Source organism: Rhodococcus sp. I2R, assembly GCF_020889545.1.
Classification (GTDB): domain Bacteria; phylum Actinomycetota; class Actinomycetes; order Mycobacteriales; family Mycobacteriaceae; genus Rhodococcoides.
In genome coordinates, this window is record NZ_JAHUTG010000009.1 from 157,562 (window position 1) to 181,020 (window position 23,459).

Consider the following 23,459-nt stretch of genomic DNA (forward strand, 5'->3'; position numbering starts at 1 on the left):
AACAGATGTTCACTAGAGTTTCGATACAGCGAAGGAGGTGCGAGATGGACCTCGGAACGATAGAAGACGTGGTTGTCCCAGGCGAGAGATCCGGGCTGCCCGAGGGGCGATCGGACACCGCCGTCCTCGCCGGCGGAACGTGGTTGTTCTCGCAGAAGCAGGATCATCTGCGGACTCTGGTCGACATCACGGCGCTGGGCTGGGAACCGCTCGTCGAGGACGAGACGGGACTCGACATCGCAGCCACCTGCACCATCGAGCACCTGGCGCTGGCCCGGTTCGACCGATGGCCGGCGACGGTGCTGTTTCACCAATGCGCCACAGCCCTGCTCGCCTCGTTCAAGATATGGAAGGTCGCCACCGTCGGTGGCAACATCTGTACAGCCCTGCCTGCGGGCGCGATGATTTCGCTGGCGACGGCCCTGGACGGCGTCGCGCTGGTATGGAGTCCCGACGGCGCCGACTATCGCATCCCGGTGGCGGAGTTGGTGACCGGGCCGCACACGCACTCGCTGCGGGACGGTGATGTGGTTCGGAGCATTCATCTGCCGGACCGGGCTCTGCAGGCGCGGACAGCTTTTCGGAAACTCGCACTCTCCCCGCTCGGACGATCGGCAGCGGTGATCATCGGGCGGGTCGACCTCGATGGATCGTTCGTGCTGTCGGTCACCGCGTCGACGGTGCGGCCCTACGTCCTGCGCTTTCCGACGCTTCCCACGGATGCGGCCCTGGGCCGCGAGCTCGCCATGCAGATTCCGGACTCGGCGTGGTACGACGACCCGCACGGCGCCCCCGACTGGCGACGGCACATCAGTGTGAGCTCGGCCCGCGAGATCGTCGAGGAGTTGAGATGAAGGTCGAGATCAACGGTAAGTCCACGCAGTGTTCACCGCGACCGGGGCAGTGCCTGCGAACGCTGCTGCGGGAGCACTCTCACTTCGAGGTCAAGAAGGGCTGCGACGCCGGCGACTGTGGGGCTTGCTCGGTGCTGGTGGATGGGCAGCCGGTGCACTCGTGCATGTACCCAGCATTTCGTGCTGCGGGGCGCGAGGTGGTCACGGTCGCCGGGTTGGGCACGCCGGAGGATCTGCACCCGGTACAGCGGCGCTTCGTCGAGGCCGGCGGATTCCAATGCGGTTTCTGCACAGCTGGAATGGTGGTCACCACATCGGCGCTCACCGAGGGCGACATCGACGAACTGCCCCAGCGTCTCAAGGGCAATCTGTGTCGCTGCACCGGCTACCGATCTATCGAGGACGCGGTCCGCGGGGTATCGAACATCGAACAACCCACCGACGGTGCAGCATCCGGCAGGTCGTTGTCCGCCCCGGCCGCAGCGCGAATTGTCACCGGCACCGAGCCGTACACCATGGATTACGCACCGACCGGACTGTTGCATGCCAGCGTGCTGGCGAGCCCGCATCCGCACGCGCGCGTGCTTTCCATCGACACGTCCGTGGCCGAGTCCCTCGCTGGTGTTCGGCTGGTCCTCACTGCCGCGGACAGTCCCGATCGAGCATTTTCCACGGCGCGGCACGACCAGCGAGCCGACGACCCGGACGACACCCGAGTGATCGACACGGTGATGCGGTTCAAGGGCCAACGCGTCGCGGTGGTCGTCGGTGAGACACTCGCCGCCGCAGAGGCGGGTTGCCGTGCTCTCGTCGTCGAATACGAGGAACTTCCGGCTGTCTTCGACACCGAGGCCGCGTCGCGGCCTGGGGCTCCGCTCCTGCACGGAGACAAGGGGCCGGAGTCTCGCATCGCGGACCCGTCGCGCAATCTGGTGGCCGAATTGCACGGCGCCACAGGCGATGTCGACGCCGCGATAGCCGAGGCTGATGTCGTGGTGTCCGGACGCTGGCGAACGCAGCGGGTGCAACACGTACACCTCGAGACGCACGGCACCATCGGGTGGATCGACGATTCCGGCAGGCTGACACTGCGTACCAGTACCCAGGTCCCCTTCCTCGTACGCGATGAGATCTGTGAGATCTTCGGTCTGGAACGTGATCGGGTTCGTGTGTTCACTGCGCGCGTCGGGGGCGGATTCGGCGGGAAGCAGGAGTTGCTCACCGAGGACATCGTGGCTCTCGCTGTACTCCGCACCGGCGCTCCGGTCCAGTTCGAGTTCTCGCGGACCGACGAGTTCACCGTCGCTCCCTGCCGGCATCCGTTCGAGGTCGACGTCCGGGTATCGGCCCGATCGGACGGCACCCTCACCGCGCTTTCCGTGGACGTGGTCACCGATGCCGGCGCCTATGGCAATCACAGCCCGGGGGTGATGTTCCATGGCTGCGGTGAATCCGTGGCGGTGTATCGGTGCGCCAACAAACGGGTCGACGCGAAGTCCGTGTACACCAACAACATCCCCTCGGGCGCGTTCCGCGGATACGGCCTCGGCCAGGTCATTTTCGCCGTCGAGTCCGCGCTCGACGATCTCGCCCGAGAACTCGGCATGGACCCGTTCGAGTTTCGCCGACGCAACGTGGTGGTCCCGGGTGATCCGCTGGTCGCCGCCCACGTCGAAGGCGAGGATCTGATGTTCGGGAGCTATGGACTCGATCAGTGTCTGGACCTTGCGCAGCAGGCGCTGAGGTCGGGCAACGGCGATCCGGCGCCCCCAGGATGGAAGGTCGGCGAGGGCATGGCCGTGGCCATGATCGCGACGATTCCCCCGCGCGGCCACCATGCCGAGGCCTCGATCACGATACGCAGCGACGGGTGCTACGAAATCGGTGTCGGCACTGCCGAATTCGGCAACGGCACGACCACCGTCCATACTCAGATCGTCGCAACCGAGCTCGGGACCTCACCCGACCGCATCGTCGTGCGTCAGTCCGATACCGATGCCACCACCTACGACACCGGCGCATTCGGATCGGCGGGCACAGTGGTAGCCGGCAAAGCCGTCTACGCCGCTGCGAGGGCTATGTCCGACCGAGTGCGGGCGCTCGGTGCCGACATCACGGGCTACCGAGATCGGCTGGGGCAACTCGGGCGGGAGGGCGTAGCGTACGACGACCGAATCGTTTCGCTGAAGGACATCCTTGTCGCTGCGGGCGGAGCGCTTCGCACGCACGGTGACAGCGGCGGCGTTCCCCGATCTCTCGCCTTCAATGTGCAGGCGTTCCGAGTCGCGGTGGAACCGTCCACCGGGACGGTGCGAATTCTGCAGTCCATCCAGAGCGCGGACGCGGGAACCGTCATGAATCCTCAGCAATGCCGCGGTCAGGTCGAAGGGGGCGTAGCGCAAGGCATCGGCTCCGCACTCTACGAGGAGATGCGCACCGATGGCGCAGGCACAGTGATCACCGATTCCATTCGTAGCTACCACGTGCCGCAGTTCAGTGACATTCCTCGAACCGAGGTGTACTTCGCGGACACCTACGATCAGCTCGGCCCGTTCGGTGCGAAGTCGATGAGCGAGTCGCCCTACAACCCGGTCGCTCCCGCGTTGGCGAACGCGATACGCGATGCGGTCGGTACCCGTCTCTACGAGCTGCCGTTGTCCTCGGACCGTATCTGGCGCTCGCTGGGCAGCTGATCGACCTGCACCCGCCAGTTATGGGTCAGTCGCCAGTACAGGTATGCGATGAGACCCAACGGGATGGGAAGCAGCCAGGTCGCAAACCGGAACAGAAGAACCGCGGCCACGAGTTCCGCCTGTGCGTCGGTGGCCAAGCCCACCCCGAGTACAGCCACGAGCGCGGCTTCTGCAACTCCCAGCCCGCCTGGGGTCGGCGCGATGAAGGCGGCGAGCCACATCGCACCGAACGCGACGACGATGCGGTCCACCCCGATCTCGTCCGGACCCAGCCCCGACATTCTCACGGCCACACCGAGGACAAGTGCCCCGAGCAGTTGCGAGAGCACCATCGTTGCGGTCAACGACCGCCAACAAGACTGCACTCGGCCGAGTAGGTGCAGACGAAAGTCGGTGACCACCCGGTCCATGTCCCGGGGACTGATGCGGGTGATCCGACCGGCCAGCCAGCTGCGAACTCTGGTCAGGCCAAGCCCTGTCCGTCGAGCGAAGCCGTCATTGGTGATCACCAGAGCGACGGCGAGACACCCCACCGTCACGATCACGCAGACGCCCACCGCGATCGCCACCGCCGAACCTGTGATCGAGCCGAGGAGGATCATCACGACCAACGCCACCGCCATCAGCACATAGCGCGACAGATTTGTCCAGATTGCGATGGCGACGATTGAGGTGGAACTGTCGGTCGGTCCGAAGCCCCAGGATCGATACATCGCGAAGGTCAAACCGGTTGCGACGGTGCCCCCTTCGGGCACGGTGTTGGCCAGCGCCTGCGACGCCGTCCGGGCGACCCCGGCCTGGCGCATGGTCAATCCGGGCAGCGTGTAGAGCATCGGAGGGAACATGGAGGCCAGGTACAGCAGGCCCAATCCCGAGACCACCAAGAGCTGAGTTGCGGTGATGGAGTCGACCGCACGGGAAACGGAACCCGAGTTCCCGACTGTTCGGTAGAGGAGCCACATCACCAGCCCGACCACGCCGTACGACAGCGCAGCGGAAGCGATTCTGCGGACTACCGGCCGAGTCATCGATCGTAGAAAGTTTGCAGAATGATGGTGCTGCGTGTGCGCACGTTTGCCGTTGCACGGATTTCTTGGAGGAGGTGTTCGAGGCTGCGGGGGGATTCGACGCGCACCAGAAGAACATAGCTCTCTTCGCCCGCCACCGAGTGGCAAGACTCGATAGCGCTGATATGACGGAGTCGTGCGGGGGCGTCATCGGGTTGTGCAGGATCGATGGGGGTGATGGCAACGAAGGCAGACAGTGCCCGACCTACCGCTTCCGGATCGACCTGGGCTGTGTATCCGCGTATGACGCGTTTCGACTCGAGCCGGCGAACACGCGATTGCACAGCGGAAACGGAAAGGCTGGCTTTCTCCGCCAGGCTCGCGAGGGTGGCTCGGCCGTCTGCGACGAGTTCGTCGATGATCAACCGATCTATCCGGTCGAGGTTTTCACTCACCTGCACAATGTAGCTCAGAGTGGACAGATTCGGCCATCGGACTCGTATGGATGAGATATCCGGAGCTGAGGTATGTTGCCGTGGACTCAGGACATGAACTGGCTCAGGACACGAACAGCGGTGGCAATGCCAACACCATCACCGTCGACCACACCACGTGCGTGAGCATGGGCGCGAGAATGCCGCCGGAGGCCCGCCGCTGCAAGCCGAGTACGAAACCGAGTGTGATCGCCGCAAATGCCAGCATCGGATTGCCACTTGCGAGTGTGACGACGGTGTACACCAGGGTCGAAATCAGCACGGGATTGCGCCTGCCGATGGCAGCGAAGAGCGCGCCCCGGAAGAACACTTCCTCGGCAATGCCGTTGATCAGTGTGATGAAAACGATAAGAGCGAGCGGTCCGAACCGGGCGTGAGCGAGGACGTTTTCGGTGAAGTCCGCGAGCGGTGGGATCTGTCGAACGATCAGCGCACCCACCACGAATACGGCGCCGGCGGCGAGTCCGATGAGGATCGGCGTGATCACCGGTCGTCTCATCGAATTGTTGAACGCTATTCGGCCCAGATGAAGCGGTCCCGAGGCGAATCCGCCGATGAACCACGTCGCTGCCAGTCCGAGCGTCAACGGGTAGAACGCAGTGTCACCCGGGTCGACGGACAACGACAAGCCCAACAGCGTTGCACCGAGGACAAGTGTGACGACCACCACGATTCGACGCCTAAGGAACGCTTTGTCGGATTCGTCGTGGTCGCGATCGACTCGTTCGACGAGTGCCGACTTGACGACATCTCTGACGCTTGTCTGCCAGGTCGCCATCACACCTCCGTTGCTGAATTCTCGACTCTACCTACCCGGTAGCACTCGGCGAATCACCGATTTGGCGCGGTCCGAAACACTATCGACTACGTCGAGGTTGGTACGAACCACCGCCGCTACCGGCCACGAGTACAGAAAATTTCGCGCTCCCAGCGATTCGAGAAGTCCCCATGTCTGCCCGGACGAAGCGGCAACGCCGTAGCGGCGGATGCCGAGTGCATCCCCACCGCACCATGCCGCGTCGGTAGCGGCCAATCGGAGGGGGTCCTTCAGCGCCCGCACACCGGGCGGTGTTCCGACGGTTCCCTGCACACTGCGTCGCATCGCCTCCTCGATCGTGGTGCGGCCACCGTGGGGTTCGCCGACGATGTCGAGGATCGCCTGCTCGGATGTTGTCATCGTGTTGTGCAACGACCCGACCAGATCCTCTGCGAGGGCATCGGGAACGGGAATGATCTTGCCGATGACGAGGCCGGCCAGCGCGGTGGGCACTCCCGGAGCGGAAACCCCGATACGCGTGAGCCCAGCAGCTTCGACGTAGGCGAACACCAGATCGCGGTAGGGAACCACGTCGGGGCCGCCGATGTCGTACGCACCGGCGGGCACCCGTGACCTTGACTCGAGTAGGTAGAACAGCACGTCGTCGACGGCGATGGGTTGCACAGGATGACCGAGCCACCCCGGCAGTGGCAGCACCGGCAGCCTGTCGGCCAGATACCTCAGCATCTCGAACGACGTGGAACCGGCGCCCAGGACGATCGCCGCTCGCAGCCACACCACCTCGACACCCTCGACGTCGAGGGCCTCGCCCACATCCGCGCGGCTCGCGAGGTGCTCCGAAAGCTCCTCGTCGGGTACGAAACCGCCCAAGTACACGATCCGATGAACACCCGCGGCAGCAGCAGCTTCGGCGAACAGCCTGGCCGCCTTTCGATCCTGCGCGCGATAATCGTCCTCGCCGATCGCGTGGACGAGGTAGTACGCAACCTCGATGGGTCCTGCGGCGACGAATGCTTCGTTCAACGACTCTGCTTGACTCGCATCGAGTTTCGTCGCCTCCACATCGTTGTACCAGTCGAAGACCTCCAGCGACTCGGGACTCCTGGACGCTGCGAAAACCTCGTCTCCCGCGTCCAACAATGCTGCGACCAGCCGTGAACCGATGTACCCGCTGGCGCCGGTGACGAGAACTCTCATGTTCTCGAGGCTAACCGCTTTCGGACAGTACTGCCGAAGCCGCTATCGACGTTGTGGCAAGGTCAAGTCATGGCACTGGTGCTCGCAGGCGTGCGACTTCCTGATCCCCACGGGGGTCTCGTAGCCGCAAGGAACGGGCTCGACCTCGCCCGGACGGGCGTGCGATGGGCACACGAGACCGCTGTGTTCGCCGTTGGCCTGCCCGGCCGCATCAACGCGTTGCTCGACGACGCCGACGCGTTGCTCTACGACGTCAGCGCGTTGATGGATCGCATCAACTCCGTCGTCGATTCCACTGAACTCGTCGTGGCCGGGGCGGAAGCGACCAACCGAGCTGCGGAGGGCGTCGTACTTTCGGCCTCGCTGACGTCCAAAACTGCGCTCGAGCTGGTGGAGTTGCTCGAACCCATCACCAGGCAATCGATTCCGTTCGCGCGCAAGTTCGTCGAGAGCCTTCAGGACAGTGAGGTCGACGCCGCAATCGACATGGTCGACCACCTGCCTGCGCTGGTCAAACACATGGAAGCGACCATGCCCATCCTGGCGACGCTGGGCACCGTTGCCCCGGAGGTGCATGAACTGCTCGGCGTCACCAAAGACGTGCGGCGCGCAGTGATCGGTATTCCCGGCTTCAAATTCTTCCGTAACCGCGGACAGGACAAGCTGGACGAGGAGGGCTTCGACTGACCGATCCTCGCCGCCGTCTCTCTCAGCCGTACTCTTCGACCAGCCGGTCGAACTCCTTACGGTCGATCAATTGCGGCTCCCCGATCGCGAGGGCCTGGGCATACTTGCTGGCGAGATGGTAGTCGTGGCCGAGCGGCCCACGTTCACCGTCGTCCTTCTGCACGCTTGCGCCCGGTGACACCTCGTTCTGCAAACCGTTGGTCTGCTCACCCAATCGGGCGTCGAGTTCGGCGGAAATCTTCTGCATAATTTCTCGGTCGTCGGTCATGAATCCAGACGTACCCGCCTACCACCGATTCCACACCCCAGCCCGCTCACCGACCCACCGATGATTGCGTGTCGGTGCCTGGGGGCATCATGAGCGCATGGCCAGGAAACCATCTGCAGAGCGCGAGAACGCGGTGGTATCGGCGCTGTCGAGGTTCTCCGCGGCTACTCGGGAATGGTTCGACGGCGCGTTCGTCAGCCCCACGTCCGCGCAAGCAGGCGCGTGGGAAGCAATCGCGAGTGGGCGTCACACCCTGGTCGTCGCCCCGACAGGATCGGGAAAGACCCTGTCTGCGTTCTTGTGGTCGATAGATCAGCTGGCCAGCGCCCCGGCATCGGCGGAGTCGGAGACCAAACAACACCGCAAGACCAAAGTGCTCTACATCTCGCCACTCAAGGCGTTGGCCGTCGACGTCGAACGCAACCTCCGCGCGCCGCTGGTCGGCATCACACAGACTGCAAAACGCCTGGGGCTCGAGCCACCGGACATCTCCGTCGGAGTTCGGTCAGGGGACACCAGCCAGCTGGATCGCCGCACGATGATCAAGACACCTCCGGATATCTTGATCACCACACCCGAGTCGCTGTTCCTGATGTTGACCTCCGCGGCGCGCGAGTCCCTCGAGCTCGTCGACACGGTCATCGTCGATGAGGTGCACGCGGTGGCCGGAACCAAACGCGGCTCGCACCTGGCGCTGTCGTTGGAGCGGCTGGACCTGATGCTGCCGAAGCCTGCTCAGCGCATCGGTCTGTCCGCGACGGTGCGTCCACACGAGGAGGTCGGCCGGTTTCTCACCGGCGCCGCGCCCATCGAGATAGTGGCGCCACCGGCACCCAAGACATTCGATCTGTCGGTTCGGGTGCCGGTCGAGGACATGACCGAACTGGGCGTCATCGAACCGTCCGACGGTGACGCCTCGGCAGCTCCACGCCACGGGTCGATCTGGCCGCACGTCGAGGAGAACATCGTCGATCTGATCCTCGAGCATTCCTCGTGCATCGTGTTCGCCAATTCCCGTCGGCTCGCCGAGCGATTGACAGCACGGCTCAACGAGGTCTACTCCGAGCGCCTCGGTGAAGGAGACAAGACTGTCCACGGCCCGCCGTCACAACTCGGCAGCACGAGCGAGGTGAACCACGGAGCCGATCCACTCCTGGCGCGCGCCCACCACGGCAGCGTCAGCAAGGACCAGCGCGCCCTCATCGAGGACGATCTGAAGACCGGCCGGTTGCGGTGCGTCGTCGCCACCAGCAGCCTGGAACTCGGTATCGACATGGGCGCAGTCGATCTGGTGGTACAGGTGGAGGCTCCACCCTCGGTCGCCAGCGGACTGCAGCGCGTCGGGCGCGCCGGCCACCAGGTCGGCGAAATATCGAAAGGCGTGCTCTTTCCGAAACACCGGACCGATCTCATCCATTGCGCCGTCACGGTCGAACGCATGACCACCGGCAAGATCGAGGCACTCTTCGTGCCCGCGAATCCATTGGACATTCTGGCCCAGCAGACCGTCGCTGCCTGCGCTCTGGAGCCCATCGACGCCCACGACTGGTTCGACGCAGTCCGCCGCACCGGGAGCTTTGCCACGTTGCCGCGATCCGCCTACGAATCGACTCTCGATCTGTTGTCCGGACGGTACCCCTCCGACGAGTTCGCCGAGCTGCGCCCACGGCTCGTGTGGGACAGAGACGCCAACACCCTCACCGGCCGCCCCGGTTCACAGCGCCTGGCCGTCACGTCCGGCGGAGCGATTCCGGACCGCGGACTGTTCACGGTGTACATGGTCGGCGAAAAGGCGTCTCGCGTCGGTGAACTCGACGAGGAGATGGTCTACGAGTCACGCATCGGAGATGTCTTCGCTCTGGGAGCGACCAGCTGGCGGATCGAAGAGATCACACACGACCGGGTGTTGGTCAGCCCGGCGTACGGCCAGCCCGGCCGGTTGCCGTTCTGGCACGGAGACGGATTGGGCCGGCCCGCCGAACTCGGCCGGGCGCTCGGTGAGTTCCTGCGCAGCACAACCGAGCGAGAGGCGCTGGCCCAACGACTCTCTGGCGATGGTCTCGACCCCAACGCCGTCAACAATCTGATCGCGCTGCTCGATGAGCAGATCGAGGCCACAGGGCAGCTTCCGACGGATCGGACGATGATCGTCGAACGGTTTCGCGACGAACTCGGGGATTGGCGCCTGGTGCTGCATTCCACCTATGGCCAGCCGGTACACGCGCCGTGGGCGCTCGCCATCGGTGCCCGCCTGATCGAGCGATACGGCATCGATGCCGCGCCGACGGCGTCGGACGACGGGATAATTGTTCGACTACCCGATACCGAGGACACCCCACCCGGCGCGGATCTGTTCGTGTTCGAGCAGGACGAGATCGCCGATATCGTCACCGAGCAGGTCGGCGGTTCGGCCCTGTTCGCCTCGCGCTTTCGGGAATGCGCGGCACGCGCACTGCTCCTTCCCCGGCGCAATCCGGGAAAGCGCGCGCCGCTGTGGCAGCAGCGTCAACGTTCGGCCCAGCTGCTGGACGTCGCCCGCAAGTACCCGTCGTTCCCCATCCTCCTCGAGACTGTCCGTGAATGTCTGCAGGACGTATACGACCTGCCTGCGCTCGAAGAGATTCTGGGCCAGGTCGGCCGCCGACAGATCCGCATCGTGGAGGTCGAGACGCCGTCGCCGTCGCCCTTTGCGAACTCACTGCTGTTCAACTACGTCGGTGCGTTCATGTACGAGGGGGACAGTCCTCTCGCCGAGCGTCGGGCACAGGCACTTTCTCTGGACTCCGCCTTACTTGCCGAGTTGCTCGGTCGCGTCGAACTCCGAGAACTGCTCGACCACAATGTCATCGAGACAACCGAACTGGAGCTTCAACGGCTCGCCCCCGACCGCCGGGCCAAGGACATCGAAGGCGTCGCAGATCTGCTCCGCATTCTCGGCCCTCTCACTGCCGACGAGGTCGCACTACGCACCAACGGCGACGAGTCCCAGATGTGGTTGACCGAACTTGCTGCCGCGCGGCGCGCGATGGAGGTGAGCTTCGCCGGCCACACGTGGTGGACAGCGATCGAGGACGCCAGCCGCCTCCGTGACGCACTGGGCGTGCCACTTCCCATCGGCACTCCGGCTGCCTTCATCGAACCGGTCGAGGATCCCCTGTCGGATCTGGTGAGCCGGTACGCCAGGACACACGGCCCGTTCTCGGTGACGAACCTGGCCGAGAGATTCGGTATCGGTTCTGCGGTGGCACGTTCGGCGCTCATGGCTCTGAGCGTGGACAAGCGAGTCGTGGAAGGTGAGTTCAGACCGGGCGAGACGGGCAGCGAGTGGTGCGGGGCCGAGGTACTGCGACGCCTTCGGCGGCGATCGCTGGCGGCCGCGAGAGAAGAAGTCGAACCTGTGGCCACCGCGACGCTCGGCCGGTTCCTACCTGCATGGCAGCACGTCGGCAGCAGACAACTGAGCGGGATCGACGGCGTCGCTACCGTTGTGGAGCAGTTGGCCGGTGTACCGATACCCGCCTCGGCGTGGGAGCCCCTCGTGCTCGCATCCAGGGTGCGGGACTACTCCCCTGCCATGCTCGACGAGCTCACCTCGACCGGCGAGGTGGTGTGGTCCGGTCACGGATCCATCAGCTCCAAGGACGGCTGGGTGTGCCTGCACATGGCCGACACCGCTCCCCTGACGCTTGCACCGGCGGCCGAAGCGGACCTCTCGGAACTACAAGTTCGAGTGCTGGACGCGGTTGCGGCGGGTGGGGCCTACTTTTTCCGGCAATTGTCGGACGCGGTGGGCAGTACCGACGACGACAGTTTGATCGCCGCGTTGTGGGAGTTGGTCTGGGCCGGACAACTGAGCAACGACACCTTCGCGCCGCTGCGCGCCCTGCTCAATGCCACCACCCGCGCCGCACCCAGCCATCGCTCACCGCGGCGAACTCCTCGGTTGAGGTCGTATCGCAGAATGGAGCGGCCCAGTCTGCCGACACGGACCGGCCCGCCTACAGCAGCGGGTCGCTGGTCGAGGCTGCCAGATCTCGAGCCCGATGCCACCATCAGAGCCCACGCGACCGCTGATGTGCTGCTCGAACGCTACGGCATCGTCACGCGCGGTTCCGTCATGGCTGAGGGCGTACCCGGTGGATTCGCGACGATGTACAAGGTGTTGACGACATTCGAGGACTCCGGACGTAGTCGACGCGGCTATTTCGTCGACTCACTGGGCGGAGCGCAATTCTCCACCTCGGACGTCGTCGACCGGCTGCGTACCTACGAGGAACGGGAGAAGACGGGAGCCGTCGTCCTTGCGGCGTGCGATCCCGCCAACCCGTACGGCGCCGCGCTGAGCTGGCCCAGGCGCGGTGAGAGCGAGGATTCTCCGAAACATCGGCCGGGGCGGAAAGCGGGTGCACTGGTCGTTCTGCACGAGGGAGCTCTCGCGCTGTATGTCGAGCGTGGAGGCAAGACCGTGCTGACATTCTCCGAAAACGACGAGGTGACCGCGATCGCGGCGCAGGCGCTGGCGGCGACCGTCGAACGCGGCGGCGTGGACAAACTGCTCGTGGAGCGTGTGGACGGCAACGACATTCACGGGACGCCCTTCTCCCGGCTGCTCACCGATGCAGGTTTCTCCGCGACCCCGCGGGGCTACCGAATGAGGCGATAGCGTGCCCGAAGGCGATACCGTTTACCGCGCCGCGAACAGGCTTCGCGACGCACTCGAGGGCCGGGTGCTCACCGGTTGCGACATCCGAGTTCCACGTTATGCGACAGTCGATTTCACCGGTCGAACCGTCGGCTCGGTAGCTTCACGCGGCAAACACCTTCTCATTCGAGTGGGTGAATTCTCCATCCACAGCCACCTGAAGATGGAAGGCAACTGGCAGGTCTACGCTCCCGGCGCCCGATGGCGCCGGCCCGCTTTTCAGGCCCGAGCCATTCTCTCGACGGAACGCGCCATCGCGGTGGGCTTCGAATTGGGTGTGCTCGACATCGTCGAGAACGAGGACGAGGTGGTCGGCTATCTCGGGCCGGATCTGCTCGGCTCGGATTGGACTGCCGCAGGCGCCGTCGCCAATCTGCAATCGGACCCCGCGAGACCGATCGGGCTGGCGCTACTTGATCAACGCAACCTCGCCGGGCTCGGCAACGTCTACCGGAACGAAATCTGCTTTCTCCGCGGAATCGATCCGAGGACACCGGTGGAGGATTGCGGCGATATCGGCAAGGTGGTCGACCTGGCGTTTCGCACCATCACGGCGAACAAAGATCGCAGTCAGCGGGTGACCACCGGCGACAGACGGGCAGGTCACCACTTCTGGGTGTACGGGCGCGAGAACAAGCCGTGTCGCCGCTGCGGGACCACGATCGAATTCGGGATGTTGGGCGACAATCCGCTCGAGGAACGGCAGATTTATTACTGCCCGTATTGCCAGCCGCAACCCAGCTGATTCACAGGGTCGGCACCGATCATCGAAAGCACGATCTTCTTGGCGACATCGTGAAACCACACCGGCCCGACGCGAAGCGGTATCACTGTCGGCTGTTCGGTAAATCTCGAGGCCAGGCAATCTATGCTCTGTTCGCATGGCACTGAATATTCGGCAGCTACTGCATCGTCCGCTGCGGTCTCGTAGCCATCCACTCGAACCGGACAACGCCGCGAGCCGAATCAGCGCGTATGTCTACGGAAACATCCTGGTCCTTGCCGCGCTCATTCCGTTGACGTTCGGTGAGCAGCACACGTTCCAGGGCGTTGCAATCATGCTCGGGACCGCGGTCTCGACCTTCATCGCGCACGCCTTCGCCGAAGGAGTCGGGCAGACAGTACGGACGGGCGTCAACCTTTCGCGCTCCGAACGGTTGAGCGAGCTACGCAACTCGGTACCCGTTCTCAGCGCCGCAGTGCTTCCCGCTGGTTTGTTGGCGATCGGCTGGTGGGGTCTCTTCGATCCAGAGCTCGGTCAGATCCTCGCCGAGATCACCGTGATCGCCAGAATCGCGTCGACGAACTATGTGATCGGTCGTCTCCGCGGCGAGAAACCCACCAGCGGAACATTTTTCGGATCACTAGCACTCGCTGCCGCGGCCACCATCATCGTTGCCGTCAAGATCGTTCTGACGCACTGACGTCGGCCACCGGCGTTGACGCCCCTCGGTCATAACTCGCGCACGGGCGGCATCGCCACGCTCACCGGCTCGAGGATTTCCTGCCGCGCCTCCGGCGCGACCACCCGCAACGCGTCGGCCGATTCGTCGTCGGGCTGCATCTGCGACTTGATCTCAGCCTCCACGCGGGCATTGTAGTTTTCGACCTCGCGATCGACGGTCGCGGGATCCCAGCCGAGCACGGGTGCCACGAGCGCTGCGACTTGGCCTGCACAGTTGACGCCACGGTGTGTGTACTCGATGGAGATGCGGGTGCGCCGCGACAGAATGTCCTCCAGGTGCAGTGCGCCTTCTGCCGCAGCACCGTAGACGACCTCGACCTGTAGGTAACTCGGTGCGTCGGTGATCGGCTGGAGCAGTTCGGGTTTGTCCGCGGCAAGCTGGAGCACTTCGTCGATGAGTGAGCCGTAGCGGTCGAGAAGGTGCTTGACCCGGTACGGGTGCAGGCCGTATTTCGTGGCGAGGTGATGGGTCTGATTGACGAGAGCGAAGTAACCGTCAGCGCCGACAAGCGGCACCTTCTCTGTGATCGACGACGCGACACGCGCCGGTATGTCCTCGGCCGCCAGGTCGACAGCGTCCTCGGCCATCACACGGTACGTGGTGTATTTGCCACCCGCGATAGCCACGAGTCCCGGCGCGACCCTGGCGACGGCGTGCTCGCGGGAAAGCTTCGAGGTCTCGTCGCTCTCTCCGGCGAGCAGCGGCCGCAGGCCTGCGTAGACACCGTCGATGTCCGCGTGTGTCAGAGGCGTGACCAGCACGGCGTTGACCTCGCCGAGGATGTAGTCGATGTCGGCCTTCGTTGCTGCGGGGTGCGCAAGGTCCAGCTTCCAGTCCGTGTCGGTGGTGCCGATGATCCAGTGCGCACCCCACGGAATGATGAACAGCACCGACTTCTCGGTACGCAGAATGATGGCCGCCTCGCTGACGATGCGGTCACGGGGTACCACGATGTGCACGCCCTTCGAGGCCCGCACGCGGAATCGTCCTCGCTGCGAGGACAGGGCCTGAACCTCGTCGGTCCACACACCGGTGGCGTTGATCACGACGTGGCCGCGCACCTCCGTCGTCACGCCGTTCTCCGAATCACGAACACGCACACCGGAAACACGATCGGCCTCGCGAAGGAATCCCACCACCTGGGTGGAGGTGCGAACTACAGCGCCGTAGTGGGCGGCGGTTCGCGCCACACTCATGGTGTGACGGGCATCGTCGACAATGGTGTCGTAGTAGCGGATTCCACCGATCAGAGACTTGCGCCTGATGCCCGGCGCCATGCGCAGCGCACCCGAGCGGGTCAAGTGCTTTTGAGCAGGAACGGATTTGGCGCCGCCCATGGAGTCGTAGAGGAAGATGCCCGCAGCGATGTACGGGCGCTCCCACACTCGATGCGTCAACGGAAAGAGGAACTTCAGCGGTTTGACCAGATGTGGCGCGAGTGTGGAGAGCGAGAGCTCGCGCTCGTGCAACGCTTCGCGAACCAAGCCGAACTCGAGCTGTTCGAGGTAGCGCAGTCCGCCGTGGAACATCTTCGACGACCGGCTGGAGGTTCCCGAGGCGAAATCCCGGGCCTCGACGAGAGCCACCTTGAGACCACGCGTCGCCGCGTCGAGAGCTACGCCCGCACCGACGACACCGCCGCCGACCACTACCACGTCGAACTGCTCGGCCGAAAGCCTCTCCCACGCTGCTACGCGCGCCTGCGGACCCAGGAATGTGGTGTTCGATCGGTTGCTCAAGAGCTCACTCCCCATTCGGATCATTCGAAAGATCGTTCCTCGACGCTCGGTCAAGGCTACCGTTCGAGCGCGTGAGCCGCTCTCAACCGGCGAACCGCCTCCGCCAGAGCCGGGGTGGGCGAGCTTGCGAAGCACAGTCGCGCCGAGCTCGCGTGCAGTGCGTTGTCGGCAAACGCCCGTCCGGGTACGAAGGCGACACCGTGATCGAGCGCACGTGGGAGCAAGGCGGTGGTGTCCGTTCCGTCCCCGAACGTCATCCACACGAACATGCCACCGTCTGCGGACGACAGCTGTGCACGATCACCGAAGGCGTCGACGAACTCGTGGCAAAGGGCGCGAGCACGGTTGCCGTATTCGGCTCGCACAGTGTTCAGATGCGCGTCGAGCCACACGGAATCGGCCAGCATCTGCGTCGCCATCTGCTGTGTCAGGGTCGATCCACAGAGGTCTGCGCCTTGCTTGAGCAGTTCGACGGCCTTGCACACCGGCTCGGGAGCGACCAGCCACCCCACCCGAAGTGCAGGCGCGAGAATCTTCGACGCACTCGACAACCGGACGACGCGATCGGAGTACGAGGCGATCGGCGGGGGTGGCGGCGTGTCGAACCAGATCTCCCCGTACGGATCGTCTTCCAGGATCCAGAACCCGTACTGCTCGGCGAGAGCTGCCAGATGACGCCGTCTCGAAGTCGACATCGTCACCCCGCGGGGATTGTGAAAGTTGCTCACGGTGTGCACGAGAGTGGGCCGCAGTCCGGCGCCGAGGCGTCGGGCGAGTTCGTCGGTATCCATGCCGTCGGCGGTGATGGGGATTGGGCGGATGTCGGCGTCGGCGATCGAGAACACCTGCAGGGCTCCGGTATACGCGGGCTCGTCGACGACGACGATCGCACCCGGGTCCAGCAGCGCTTGCGCAACCAGTGTCAGCGCCTGTTGTGATCCGTGGGTGATCACCACTTCTGTTGCGGCGATCGTCCTTTGCAGCAGCCGCGACTCACGCTGGGCGAGGACAGCTCGCAGCGCGCGCCAACCCGATGTCTCCCCGTACTGAACCGAGGACGATTGGGCGAGAACGTCCTCTGCTGCGCGTCGGATACGTTGCACGGGAATGAGATCAGTATCCGGCAGACCACCGGCGAGGCTGATGACATCGTCACGAGCGGTGAGAGCGAGCAGGTCGCGGATGGCCGAGCTGCGGACCGAATCGAGGCGTCGCGCCAACGAAGGAACCGAGGTGTTCACAGCAATCTCCCAGTGCGTCGGGTTACGGATGAAGTGCAAACCCGAGGATCGACTGGGGCGGAAGCGGGCCGGATGGTGTTCGGCTCGTTCCACTATCGCATGAGCGTCCGAGATCTGGAACTACATTCTCACATCTCGAGAAACGGGCCGCGGTGCGCGGACCGCGGTCAGTCGAGGTCGTCGTGACGCATGAGCTGACGCGCGGCCTCGGTGATGGACCCGGTGAGCGACGGGTACACCGAGAACGTGGCAGCGAGATCGTTGACCGAGAGATTGTTCTGCACTGCCATTGCAATCGGCAGGATCAACTCCGATGCCGTGGGCGCGACGACGACGCCGCCGATCACCACGCCGGTGGCGGGGCGGCAGAATATCTTGACGAATCCGCGCTTGAGCCCGGACATCTTGGCACGGGGGTTGGTGCTCAGCGGGAGCATCACGGTACGGGCCGGAACCTCGCCGCTGTCGATCGCCGACTGACTCACCCCGACCGACGCAATCTCCGGGCGCGTGAACACGGCCGAGGCGACAGTCTTGAGCTTGATCGGCGTCACCGCCTGGCCGAGCGCGTGGTACATCGCGATGCGCCCCTGCATCGCGGCCACCGATGCGAGCGGGAGCAGCCCGGTGATGTCACCGGCAGCATAGATTCCTTGAATCGGGGTGCGCGAGACCCGGTCGACCCGCAGGAAGCCGCCGCGGTCGAGTTCGATTCCGACGTTCTCCAGCCCGAGTCCGGAGGTGTTGGGAACGGAACCGACGGTCATCAGTGCGTGACTGCCCTCGACGGTGCGGCCGTCGGACAGCTTGACGATCACACCGGTCTCGGTGCGCTCGACCGAGTCGGCACGAGCGTGTTTGGCGAGAGTGACGCCGCGTTCGTTGAATGCGTCCTCGAGCACGAGCGCTGCATCCTCGTCCTCGTGCGGAAGGACACGATCGCGACTCGACACCGCAGTCACCTTCACTCCCATCTCGGTGTAGGCCGAGACGAACTCGGCGCCTGTCACACCGGACCCGACGACGATCAAGTGCTCCGGTAGCGCGTCCAGGTCGTAGAGCTGCCGCCAGTTCAGGATCCGCTCACCGTCCGGCTCCGCACCCTTGATGACGCGCGGGCTCGCGCCAGTGGCGATCAACACCACATCGGCGTCGAGAATGCGCTCGGAACCGTTGGCGAGTGTGGCGCGAATCCGATGGGCGGCCATGCCGAGCTGAGTATCGATCATCTCGCCTCGACCCGCGATGAGCTCGACGCCGACCGAACGCACCCGCGCGGCGATATCAGCGGACTGATCCTGCGCGAGACTCTTGACCCGCGCGTGAATCTGAGGGAGCGCAACGGCGGCCTGTGATGGATCGATTGCGATACCGAGGTCGTTGGCACGTCGCATCTCGGTTCGGATGCCGGTGGAGGCGATGAACGTCTTCGACGGCACGCAGTCCCACAGAACACAGGCACCGCCGATCCCATCCGAATCGACCAGAGTCACCGTTCCCCCGTGCTGCGCCGCCACCAGTGCCGCCTCGTATCCTGCGGGTCCGCCACCGATGATCACGATCCGGGTCATTGATCCTCTTTCGAATTCGAAGGGCATATCTGGGGCCTGCGAGCCCAACGCTATTCCAGTGACACGCGTCATGCACCGGTTAGGTTTGCTTCACCTGCTCTCGACCAGGGCGAACACCGCCGGTGCGGGTCGCACCGCGACCGCGAGCGGGTCGACAGTTTAGGCTGGCCGACGTGCCAATCTATGCCGCCTACGGATCGAACATGCATCCGGAGCAGATGTTGCAGCGTTGCCCGCACTCTCCCCTGTCCGGAACGGGATGGCTGCACGGGTGGCGCCTGACCTTCGGAGGCGGCGATATCGGATGGGAAGGCGCACTGGCAACGGTCGCACCCGACCCGGACGAGAAAGTGTTCGTGGTCCTCTACGACGTATCCGTCGAGGACGAGCAGAGCCTGGATCGCTGGGAAGGCTCCGAGCTCGGCATTCACCGCAAGGTACGGCTGCGCGTCGAGACCGCGGACGGCCCGGTCCTCGCCTGGTTGTACGTGCTCGACGCCTACGAGGGCGGTCTGCCCTCCGCCCGCTACCTCGGTGTGATGGCCGAGGCCGCGGAGATCGCCGGCGCACCGGCCGAATACGTTCGTGGGCTGCGCACCCGCAACAGCCGCAACGTAGGCCCCGGCACCAGCTAGGTCCCGACACTGCCTGGTAGGGGTGGTCAGTGCGGGTCGAGCGCGATGCTCGTCATCACTTTGACGCCGACAGCGAGCGCGCGTTCGTCGAGATCGAACGTCGACTGGTGAATGTCCAGTTGGGGGCCGGTCCCCGACCAGACGCCCAGCCGAGCCATCGCTCCGGGGATGTTCTCGAGGTACCACGAGAAGTCCTCGCCACCACCGGACTGCGCGGTATCGGCCAGGGCGGCGGGCCCGACGCGTCGGATGGCGTTCTCGAACGTCCGGGTCACCGCCTCGTCGTTGACCACCGGCGGCACACCGCGACGGTAATGCAGCTCGAATCGCACGCCTGTGGGGGCGAGCAGGCCGGTGACGATCTCCCCCACCATCGGCTCGAGCAGCGCCCAAGTTTCGTGATCACCGGTCCGGACGGTGCCCGTGAGCATTCCTGTCTGCGGTATCGCATTGGGCGCTTGCCCTGCCACCACCGCGCCCCACACCATCACGGTGCTGGTCCGTGGATCGATCCGGCGACTGAGCATGCCCGGTAGCCCGGTGATGACGGTGCCGAGCGCATAGACAAGATCCGTCGTCAGATGCGGACGCGAGGTGTGCCCGCCGGGCGAGTCGAGACGCAGTTCGACGGTGTCCGCTGCCGAGGTGATGGGTCCGACGCGAACGCCGACCTTGCCCACCTCGAGTCGAGGATCGCAGTGCAGCGCGAAGATTTTCGTCACACCGTCGAGGGCGCCGGAGGCGACCACGTCCAGAGCGCCTCCAGGCATTACCTCTTCCGCGGGCTGGAAGATCAGCCGCACTCCGAAGGGCAGATGAGGCAACGACGCCAGTGCGAGCGCCGTGCCCAGCAGGACCGTGGTGTGGGCGTCGTGCCCACACGCGTGCGAGACGCCGGGCACTGTCGAACTGTAGGCCGCGCCGGTGAATTCCTGCAGCGGAAGAGCATCCATATCGGCACGCAGGGCCACACGGGGGCCGCTCGGGCCGATATCGCAGATCAGTCCCGTTCCGCCCGGAAGCAACTTCGGCACCAAGCCTGCGGCTTCGAGCTGCTCGACGACGAACGCAGTGGTCGCGAATTCCTGACGAGCAAGCTCGGGGTGAGCATGGATATGCCGACGCCACTGCGAGAGCAGATCGGTGTGAGCGACGATCCACCTGTCGACGAGGGCGAAACTGTCGGTCACCTCTCGGCCCGCGCTATCGGTCATCGTGCGGCCCGCGCTTCGACACCACTGAGGAGTCGTTGCCTGGCCTCGACGTCCACGGCAGCAGCTACCGTAGTTCGCGCCAGCAGTATCGCTCCGTCGACGAGGGCGCGATCGGCCGATTCGGTGATGCACGCTGCCGCGAACTCGGGCTGATGCGTGACCGATCCACCCGAGTCGAGGCCGATCACGGGGTGTATCCCTGGCAGTACGTTGGTCACGTTTCCCATATCTGTGCTGCCCAGTGGGCGAAATCCTTCCAACTCGGGTGGCATCGGTGCGCGTCCGATCTTCTCGGCCTGGCGGCGGAATTCGGAGACGAGCCACCCGTCTGGCGTCAGTTCGGTGTACGTCGGCGAGACGGTGCGAATCTCGTGTGTACATCCGGTGGCGACGGCGCCGGCCTCGAAGCAGGCGTAGGCCTTGGCCGTCAGGGCTGCAAGTGATTCCGCCGACTGCGCGCGGAGGTAGTAGAGAAGTTCGGTGCGGCCGGGCACGATATTGGGGGCCAGGCCACCTTCGCTGACGATGCCGTGCAGTTGCTGACCGGGTGCCAGATGTTGGCGGAGCAGTCCGATCGCGACCTGACTGACGGTCACGGCATCGGCTGCGTTGATGCCCCATTCGGGTGCCGCCGAGGCATGCGCCGCTCGACCGGTGAACGCCACCGCGATATCCGAGAGCGCCAACGAGGTAGCGCCGATGATGTCGAACGGTCCGGGATGGACCATCATTGCCGCGGCGACGCCGTCGAACACACCACGTTCGAGCATCAGCACCTTGCCCCCACCGCTCTCCTCGGCCGGGGTTCCGATGACTCGAACGGTGATGCCCAGCCGGTCGGCAAGCGGCGCGAGTGCAATCGCGGCCCCCGCCGCCGACGCGGCGATGATGTTGTGGCCACAGGCGTGGCCGATCTCGGGCAGAGCGTCGTACTCGGCACAGATACCGACCGTCAGTTCACCGCTGCCATAGGTCGCGGTGAAGGCAGTGGGAATATCAGCGACACCGGATTCGACCTCGAAACCGTGTGCGGTGAGCACATCGCACACCTTGGCCGCACTGCGATACTCCTCGAAAGCCAGCTCGGGCTCGGAGTGAATCGAATGCGAGAGCTCGATCAGCTCCGGTGCGGCGCTGCGCACTCCTGCCTCGGTCTCATCGATCACCGGCCCAGTCTGTCACTACTGGGCGCCGAAGCTGAAGTTGCTCTCGCCGGTAGGAGTGTTCAACGCATCGAGTGCATCGGCGTGAATGCCGCGCTTGATTCCGGACAGGTTCTTTCCGCGGGTGCTCGTCAACGCCGCTGCACGCTCGATAGCCGACGAGAGGAGCTGATCGGCTTCGACGGCGGTATCGGCGATTCCGGCGGCCACCGCGTCGGGACCTCCGTAGCGGCGACCGGTGGTCATGGCCTCGACCGCGGTCTGCATCGGCAATCTACTGGTGACCAGCGCCGACATGCCCACGGTGAAGGGCATGTTCAGGTTGACCTCGGGCAGGCAGTAGAAGCCTCGGTCCACTCGGACGGTGCGGAAGTCGTGTGCCGTGGCCAGCATTGCTCCCGCGCCGAAGGCATGCCCCTGCACAGCTGCGATCGTGGTCATGGGGAAGCTGAGCAACCGGGTGTACACGGTGTGGACCCGGTCGAGGTAGCCGGTGATCTTGTCGAGATTGGCGAATACCCAATCGGTGTCGAGACCGTTGCTGTAGAACTTTCCGGTCGCGGTGGTGACCAGTGCGGCCGGGCCCTCGACTGCCTCGACCTCGTCGAGAAGTGCGTGTACAGCATCGATCCAGTCCGGATGGAACCGGTTCTCGTTGTTCTCGGGACCGTCCTTGTCGCCGAGGTAGAGAACGTGGACATCACCGCTGCGTTCGAGATATGGCATGAGCGGATACTACCCGGCGGTAACTTGCCGGGTCTCGTGGTTACCCTCGAGGGCGTTGAGCCTGAACCTGCACGCCGGCTGAGCCCAACGCGGTGGCCAGGTCGTCCAGGGTCGCGGCGCCGTGCAGCCAGGACGGTCGGACCAGTTCGAGTCGACGACGCAGTATCGCCCCGACAGACCAGGCAGCAACCACCGCTGTTGCGTAGGACTGGCTGCGTCCCGTCGCCCAGATAGAGCGGTCGTCGTTCGCACGCGCAACGATTGCCCAACGATCGCCGCCGCGCATCGACGTGGGTGAAAGCTTCGCAGCCCACGGCGCGTAGGTAAGCGCCCCGAGTCCCACCGTCATCATCCGCGAATCCAGCCTCAGATATGTTCTGACAGGTATGCCGAGTTCGTCGGTCAATCGATGCTGGTCAGCGAAATCTGCTCGTAGACATGCCCATCGACGGTATCCGGATTCCGGCGGGAACGGTATCGACTTGCGCGCAGTGAAGTTCTTGACCGAACTGCCGTCGGGGTCGACGAACCGGCGCCCGAGCAGGCCGTACGTCCATTCGGTTGCCGCCGCGCCGTGCTTTTCGCCGGCACCGAGCCCGACGGCCATGTCGATGGAGTCGGTCGTGGGAGTGAAAATTTCGCGGGCCAGGATGCCCGAGAGTCCGGGCGCAATCCCGACGCCGATGAGAATCGCACCGTCGAGCGCTTCGAGGGCTCGCGCGTAGGCGGTGGTAGCCGAGATTTCGACGAATGGCACCGAGGCCGATGCGGCGATCTCGGCCAATCTCGGGTCCTCGGCCCCCGAGGCGTTGACGACGCAGCTTGCCCCTGCCAAAGCCTGCGTGAACGCATCGTGGTTCGCGAGGTCGAGCCGCACATCGGCGCGAGCGGGGTCGCGGCCCACTGCAGCAGCCTCCCATCCGTCCGAACGCAGCAGATCGACGATGTGCCCGCCGACCGCACCGTAACCACCGAGAACCAGAACAGACATGACACGCCTCCTGTTGAAGTAGAACACTAGAGT

The 23,459-nt window shown here is 64.7% G+C and carries 19 protein-coding genes; 7 read left to right on the forward strand and 12 right to left on the reverse strand.

Going from position 1 to position 23,459, the window contains the following annotated elements:
• Positions 1 to 44 precede the first annotated feature (44 nt).
• The gene (locus KVY23_RS11775) at positions 45 to 854 is read left to right on the forward strand and encodes an FAD binding domain-containing protein (protein ID WP_230556526.1); all 810 of its coding nucleotides are present in this window, start codon (positions 45 to 47) and stop codon (positions 852 to 854) included.
• Positions 851 to 3,547: a molybdopterin cofactor-binding domain-containing protein gene (locus tag KVY23_RS11780; RefSeq protein ID WP_230556527.1), complete on the forward strand. Its 2,697-nt coding sequence runs from the start codon at positions 851 to 853 to the stop codon at positions 3,545 to 3,547. Before KVY23_RS11775 ends, KVY23_RS11780 begins: the two co-directional genes overlap by 4 nt.
• Here KVY23_RS11780 and KVY23_RS11785 read toward each other — a convergent pair.
• From KVY23_RS11785 to KVY23_RS11800, 4 genes are all read right to left on the reverse strand, one after another.
• Positions 3,496 to 4,575: a YbhN family protein gene (locus tag KVY23_RS11785; protein WP_230556528.1), complete on the reverse strand. Its 1,080-nt coding sequence runs from the start codon at positions 4,573 to 4,575 to the stop codon at positions 3,496 to 3,498. The two genes, KVY23_RS11780 and KVY23_RS11785, sit on opposite strands and share 52 nt — an antisense overlap.
• On the reverse strand, positions 4,572 to 5,009 hold the full coding sequence (locus KVY23_RS11790; protein WP_230556529.1) for an Lrp/AsnC family transcriptional regulator: 438 nt from the start codon (positions 5,007 to 5,009) through the stop codon (positions 4,572 to 4,574). The genes KVY23_RS11785 and KVY23_RS11790 overlap by 4 nt, the downstream gene beginning before the upstream one ends.
• 103 nt (positions 5,010 to 5,112) lie before the next feature.
• On the reverse strand, positions 5,113 to 5,826 hold the full coding sequence (locus KVY23_RS11795; RefSeq protein ID WP_230556530.1) for a CPBP family intramembrane glutamic endopeptidase: 714 nt from the start codon (positions 5,824 to 5,826) through the stop codon (positions 5,113 to 5,115).
• Positions 5,827 to 5,853: 27 nt separating this feature from the next.
• The gene (locus KVY23_RS11800; RefSeq protein ID WP_230556531.1) at positions 5,854 to 7,023 is read right to left on the reverse strand and encodes an NAD(P)H-binding protein; all 1,170 of its coding nucleotides are present in this window, start codon (positions 7,021 to 7,023) and stop codon (positions 5,854 to 5,856) included.
• A 69-nt stretch (positions 7,024 to 7,092) separates the two neighbouring features.
• Between KVY23_RS11800 and KVY23_RS11805 the strand changes: the two genes are divergently transcribed.
• On the forward strand, positions 7,093 to 7,710 hold the full coding sequence (locus tag KVY23_RS11805) for a ribulose 1,5-bisphosphate carboxylase large subunit (RefSeq protein WP_230556532.1): 618 nt from the start codon (positions 7,093 to 7,095) through the stop codon (positions 7,708 to 7,710).
• 22 nt (positions 7,711 to 7,732) lie between these two features.
• Here the strand turns inward: KVY23_RS11805 and KVY23_RS11810 are convergent, their stop codons facing one another.
• The gene (locus KVY23_RS11810; RefSeq protein ID WP_230556533.1) at positions 7,733 to 7,978 is read right to left on the reverse strand and encodes a modification methylase HgiDII; all 246 of its coding nucleotides are present in this window, start codon (positions 7,976 to 7,978) and stop codon (positions 7,733 to 7,735) included.
• Between the two features lie 97 nt (positions 7,979 to 8,075).
• Here KVY23_RS11810 and KVY23_RS11815 point away from each other — a divergent pair, with 97 nt between their 5' ends.
• The 3 genes from KVY23_RS11815 to KVY23_RS11825 all read left to right on the forward strand — a co-directional run bounded on the left by KVY23_RS11815 (position 8,076) and on the right by KVY23_RS11825 (position 14,104).
• Entirely contained in the window at positions 8,076 to 12,641 is a 4,566-nt protein-coding gene (locus KVY23_RS11815; protein ID WP_230556534.1) for an ATP-dependent helicase, read from the forward strand.
• 1 nt (position 12,642) lies between these two features.
• Positions 12,643 to 13,425, forward strand: coding sequence for a DNA-formamidopyrimidine glycosylase family protein (locus KVY23_RS11820; RefSeq protein WP_230556535.1), 783 nt, complete (start codon positions 12,643 to 12,645; stop codon positions 13,423 to 13,425).
• Between the two features lie 136 nt (positions 13,426 to 13,561).
• Positions 13,562 to 14,104: a hypothetical protein gene (locus tag KVY23_RS11825; protein ID WP_230556536.1), complete on the forward strand. Its 543-nt coding sequence runs from the start codon at positions 13,562 to 13,564 to the stop codon at positions 14,102 to 14,104.
• A 29-nt stretch (positions 14,105 to 14,133) separates the two neighbouring features.
• Here the strand turns inward: KVY23_RS11825 and glpD are convergent, their stop codons facing one another.
• The 3 genes from glpD to KVY23_RS11840 all read right to left on the reverse strand — a co-directional run bounded on the left by glpD (position 14,134) and on the right by KVY23_RS11840 (position 18,697).
• A complete protein-coding gene (gene glpD / locus KVY23_RS11830; RefSeq protein ID WP_230556591.1) occupies positions 14,134 to 15,900 on the reverse strand; it encodes a glycerol-3-phosphate dehydrogenase in 1,767 nt (588 codons plus the stop codon).
• A 41-nt stretch (positions 15,901 to 15,941) separates the two neighbouring features.
• Positions 15,942 to 17,126 carry a PLP-dependent aminotransferase family protein gene (locus KVY23_RS11835; protein WP_230556537.1) on the reverse strand — a complete coding sequence of 395 codons (1,185 nt, stop codon included), beginning with the start codon at positions 17,124 to 17,126 and terminating at the stop codon, positions 15,942 to 15,944.
• A gap of 167 nt (positions 17,127 to 17,293) precedes the next feature.
• A complete protein-coding gene (locus tag KVY23_RS11840; protein WP_206511312.1) occupies positions 17,294 to 18,697 on the reverse strand; it encodes an NAD(P)H-quinone dehydrogenase in 1,404 nt (467 codons plus the stop codon).
• A gap of 173 nt (positions 18,698 to 18,870) precedes the next feature.
• Between KVY23_RS11840 and KVY23_RS11845 the strand changes: the two genes are divergently transcribed.
• The gene (locus KVY23_RS11845) at positions 18,871 to 19,332 is read left to right on the forward strand and encodes a gamma-glutamylcyclotransferase (protein ID WP_230556538.1); all 462 of its coding nucleotides are present in this window, start codon (positions 18,871 to 18,873) and stop codon (positions 19,330 to 19,332) included.
• 26 nt (positions 19,333 to 19,358) lie between these two features.
• Here KVY23_RS11845 and KVY23_RS11850 read toward each other — a convergent pair whose 3' ends face one another.
• The 4 genes from KVY23_RS11850 to KVY23_RS11865 are packed head-to-tail and all read right to left on the reverse strand — an operon-like array spanning position 19,359 to position 23,426.
• Positions 19,359 to 20,546, reverse strand: a complete 1,188-nt coding sequence (locus KVY23_RS11850) for a M20 family metallopeptidase (RefSeq protein ID WP_230556539.1) — start codon at positions 20,544 to 20,546, stop codon at positions 19,359 to 19,361.
• Complete coding sequence (locus KVY23_RS11855) at positions 20,543 to 21,712, reverse strand: M20 family metallopeptidase (RefSeq protein ID WP_230556540.1); 1,170 nt, start codon at positions 21,710 to 21,712, stop codon at positions 20,543 to 20,545. Before KVY23_RS11855 ends, KVY23_RS11850 begins: the two co-directional genes overlap by 4 nt.
• 15 nt (positions 21,713 to 21,727) lie before the next feature.
• Positions 21,728 to 22,435, reverse strand: coding sequence for an enoyl-CoA hydratase/isomerase family protein (locus tag KVY23_RS11860; protein ID WP_230556541.1), 708 nt, complete (start codon positions 22,433 to 22,435; stop codon positions 21,728 to 21,730).
• 40 nt (positions 22,436 to 22,475) lie between these two features.
• A complete protein-coding gene (locus KVY23_RS11865; protein ID WP_230556542.1) occupies positions 22,476 to 23,426 on the reverse strand; it encodes an NAD-dependent epimerase/dehydratase family protein in 951 nt (316 codons plus the stop codon).
• Between the last annotated feature and the right edge of the window lie 33 nt (positions 23,427 to 23,459).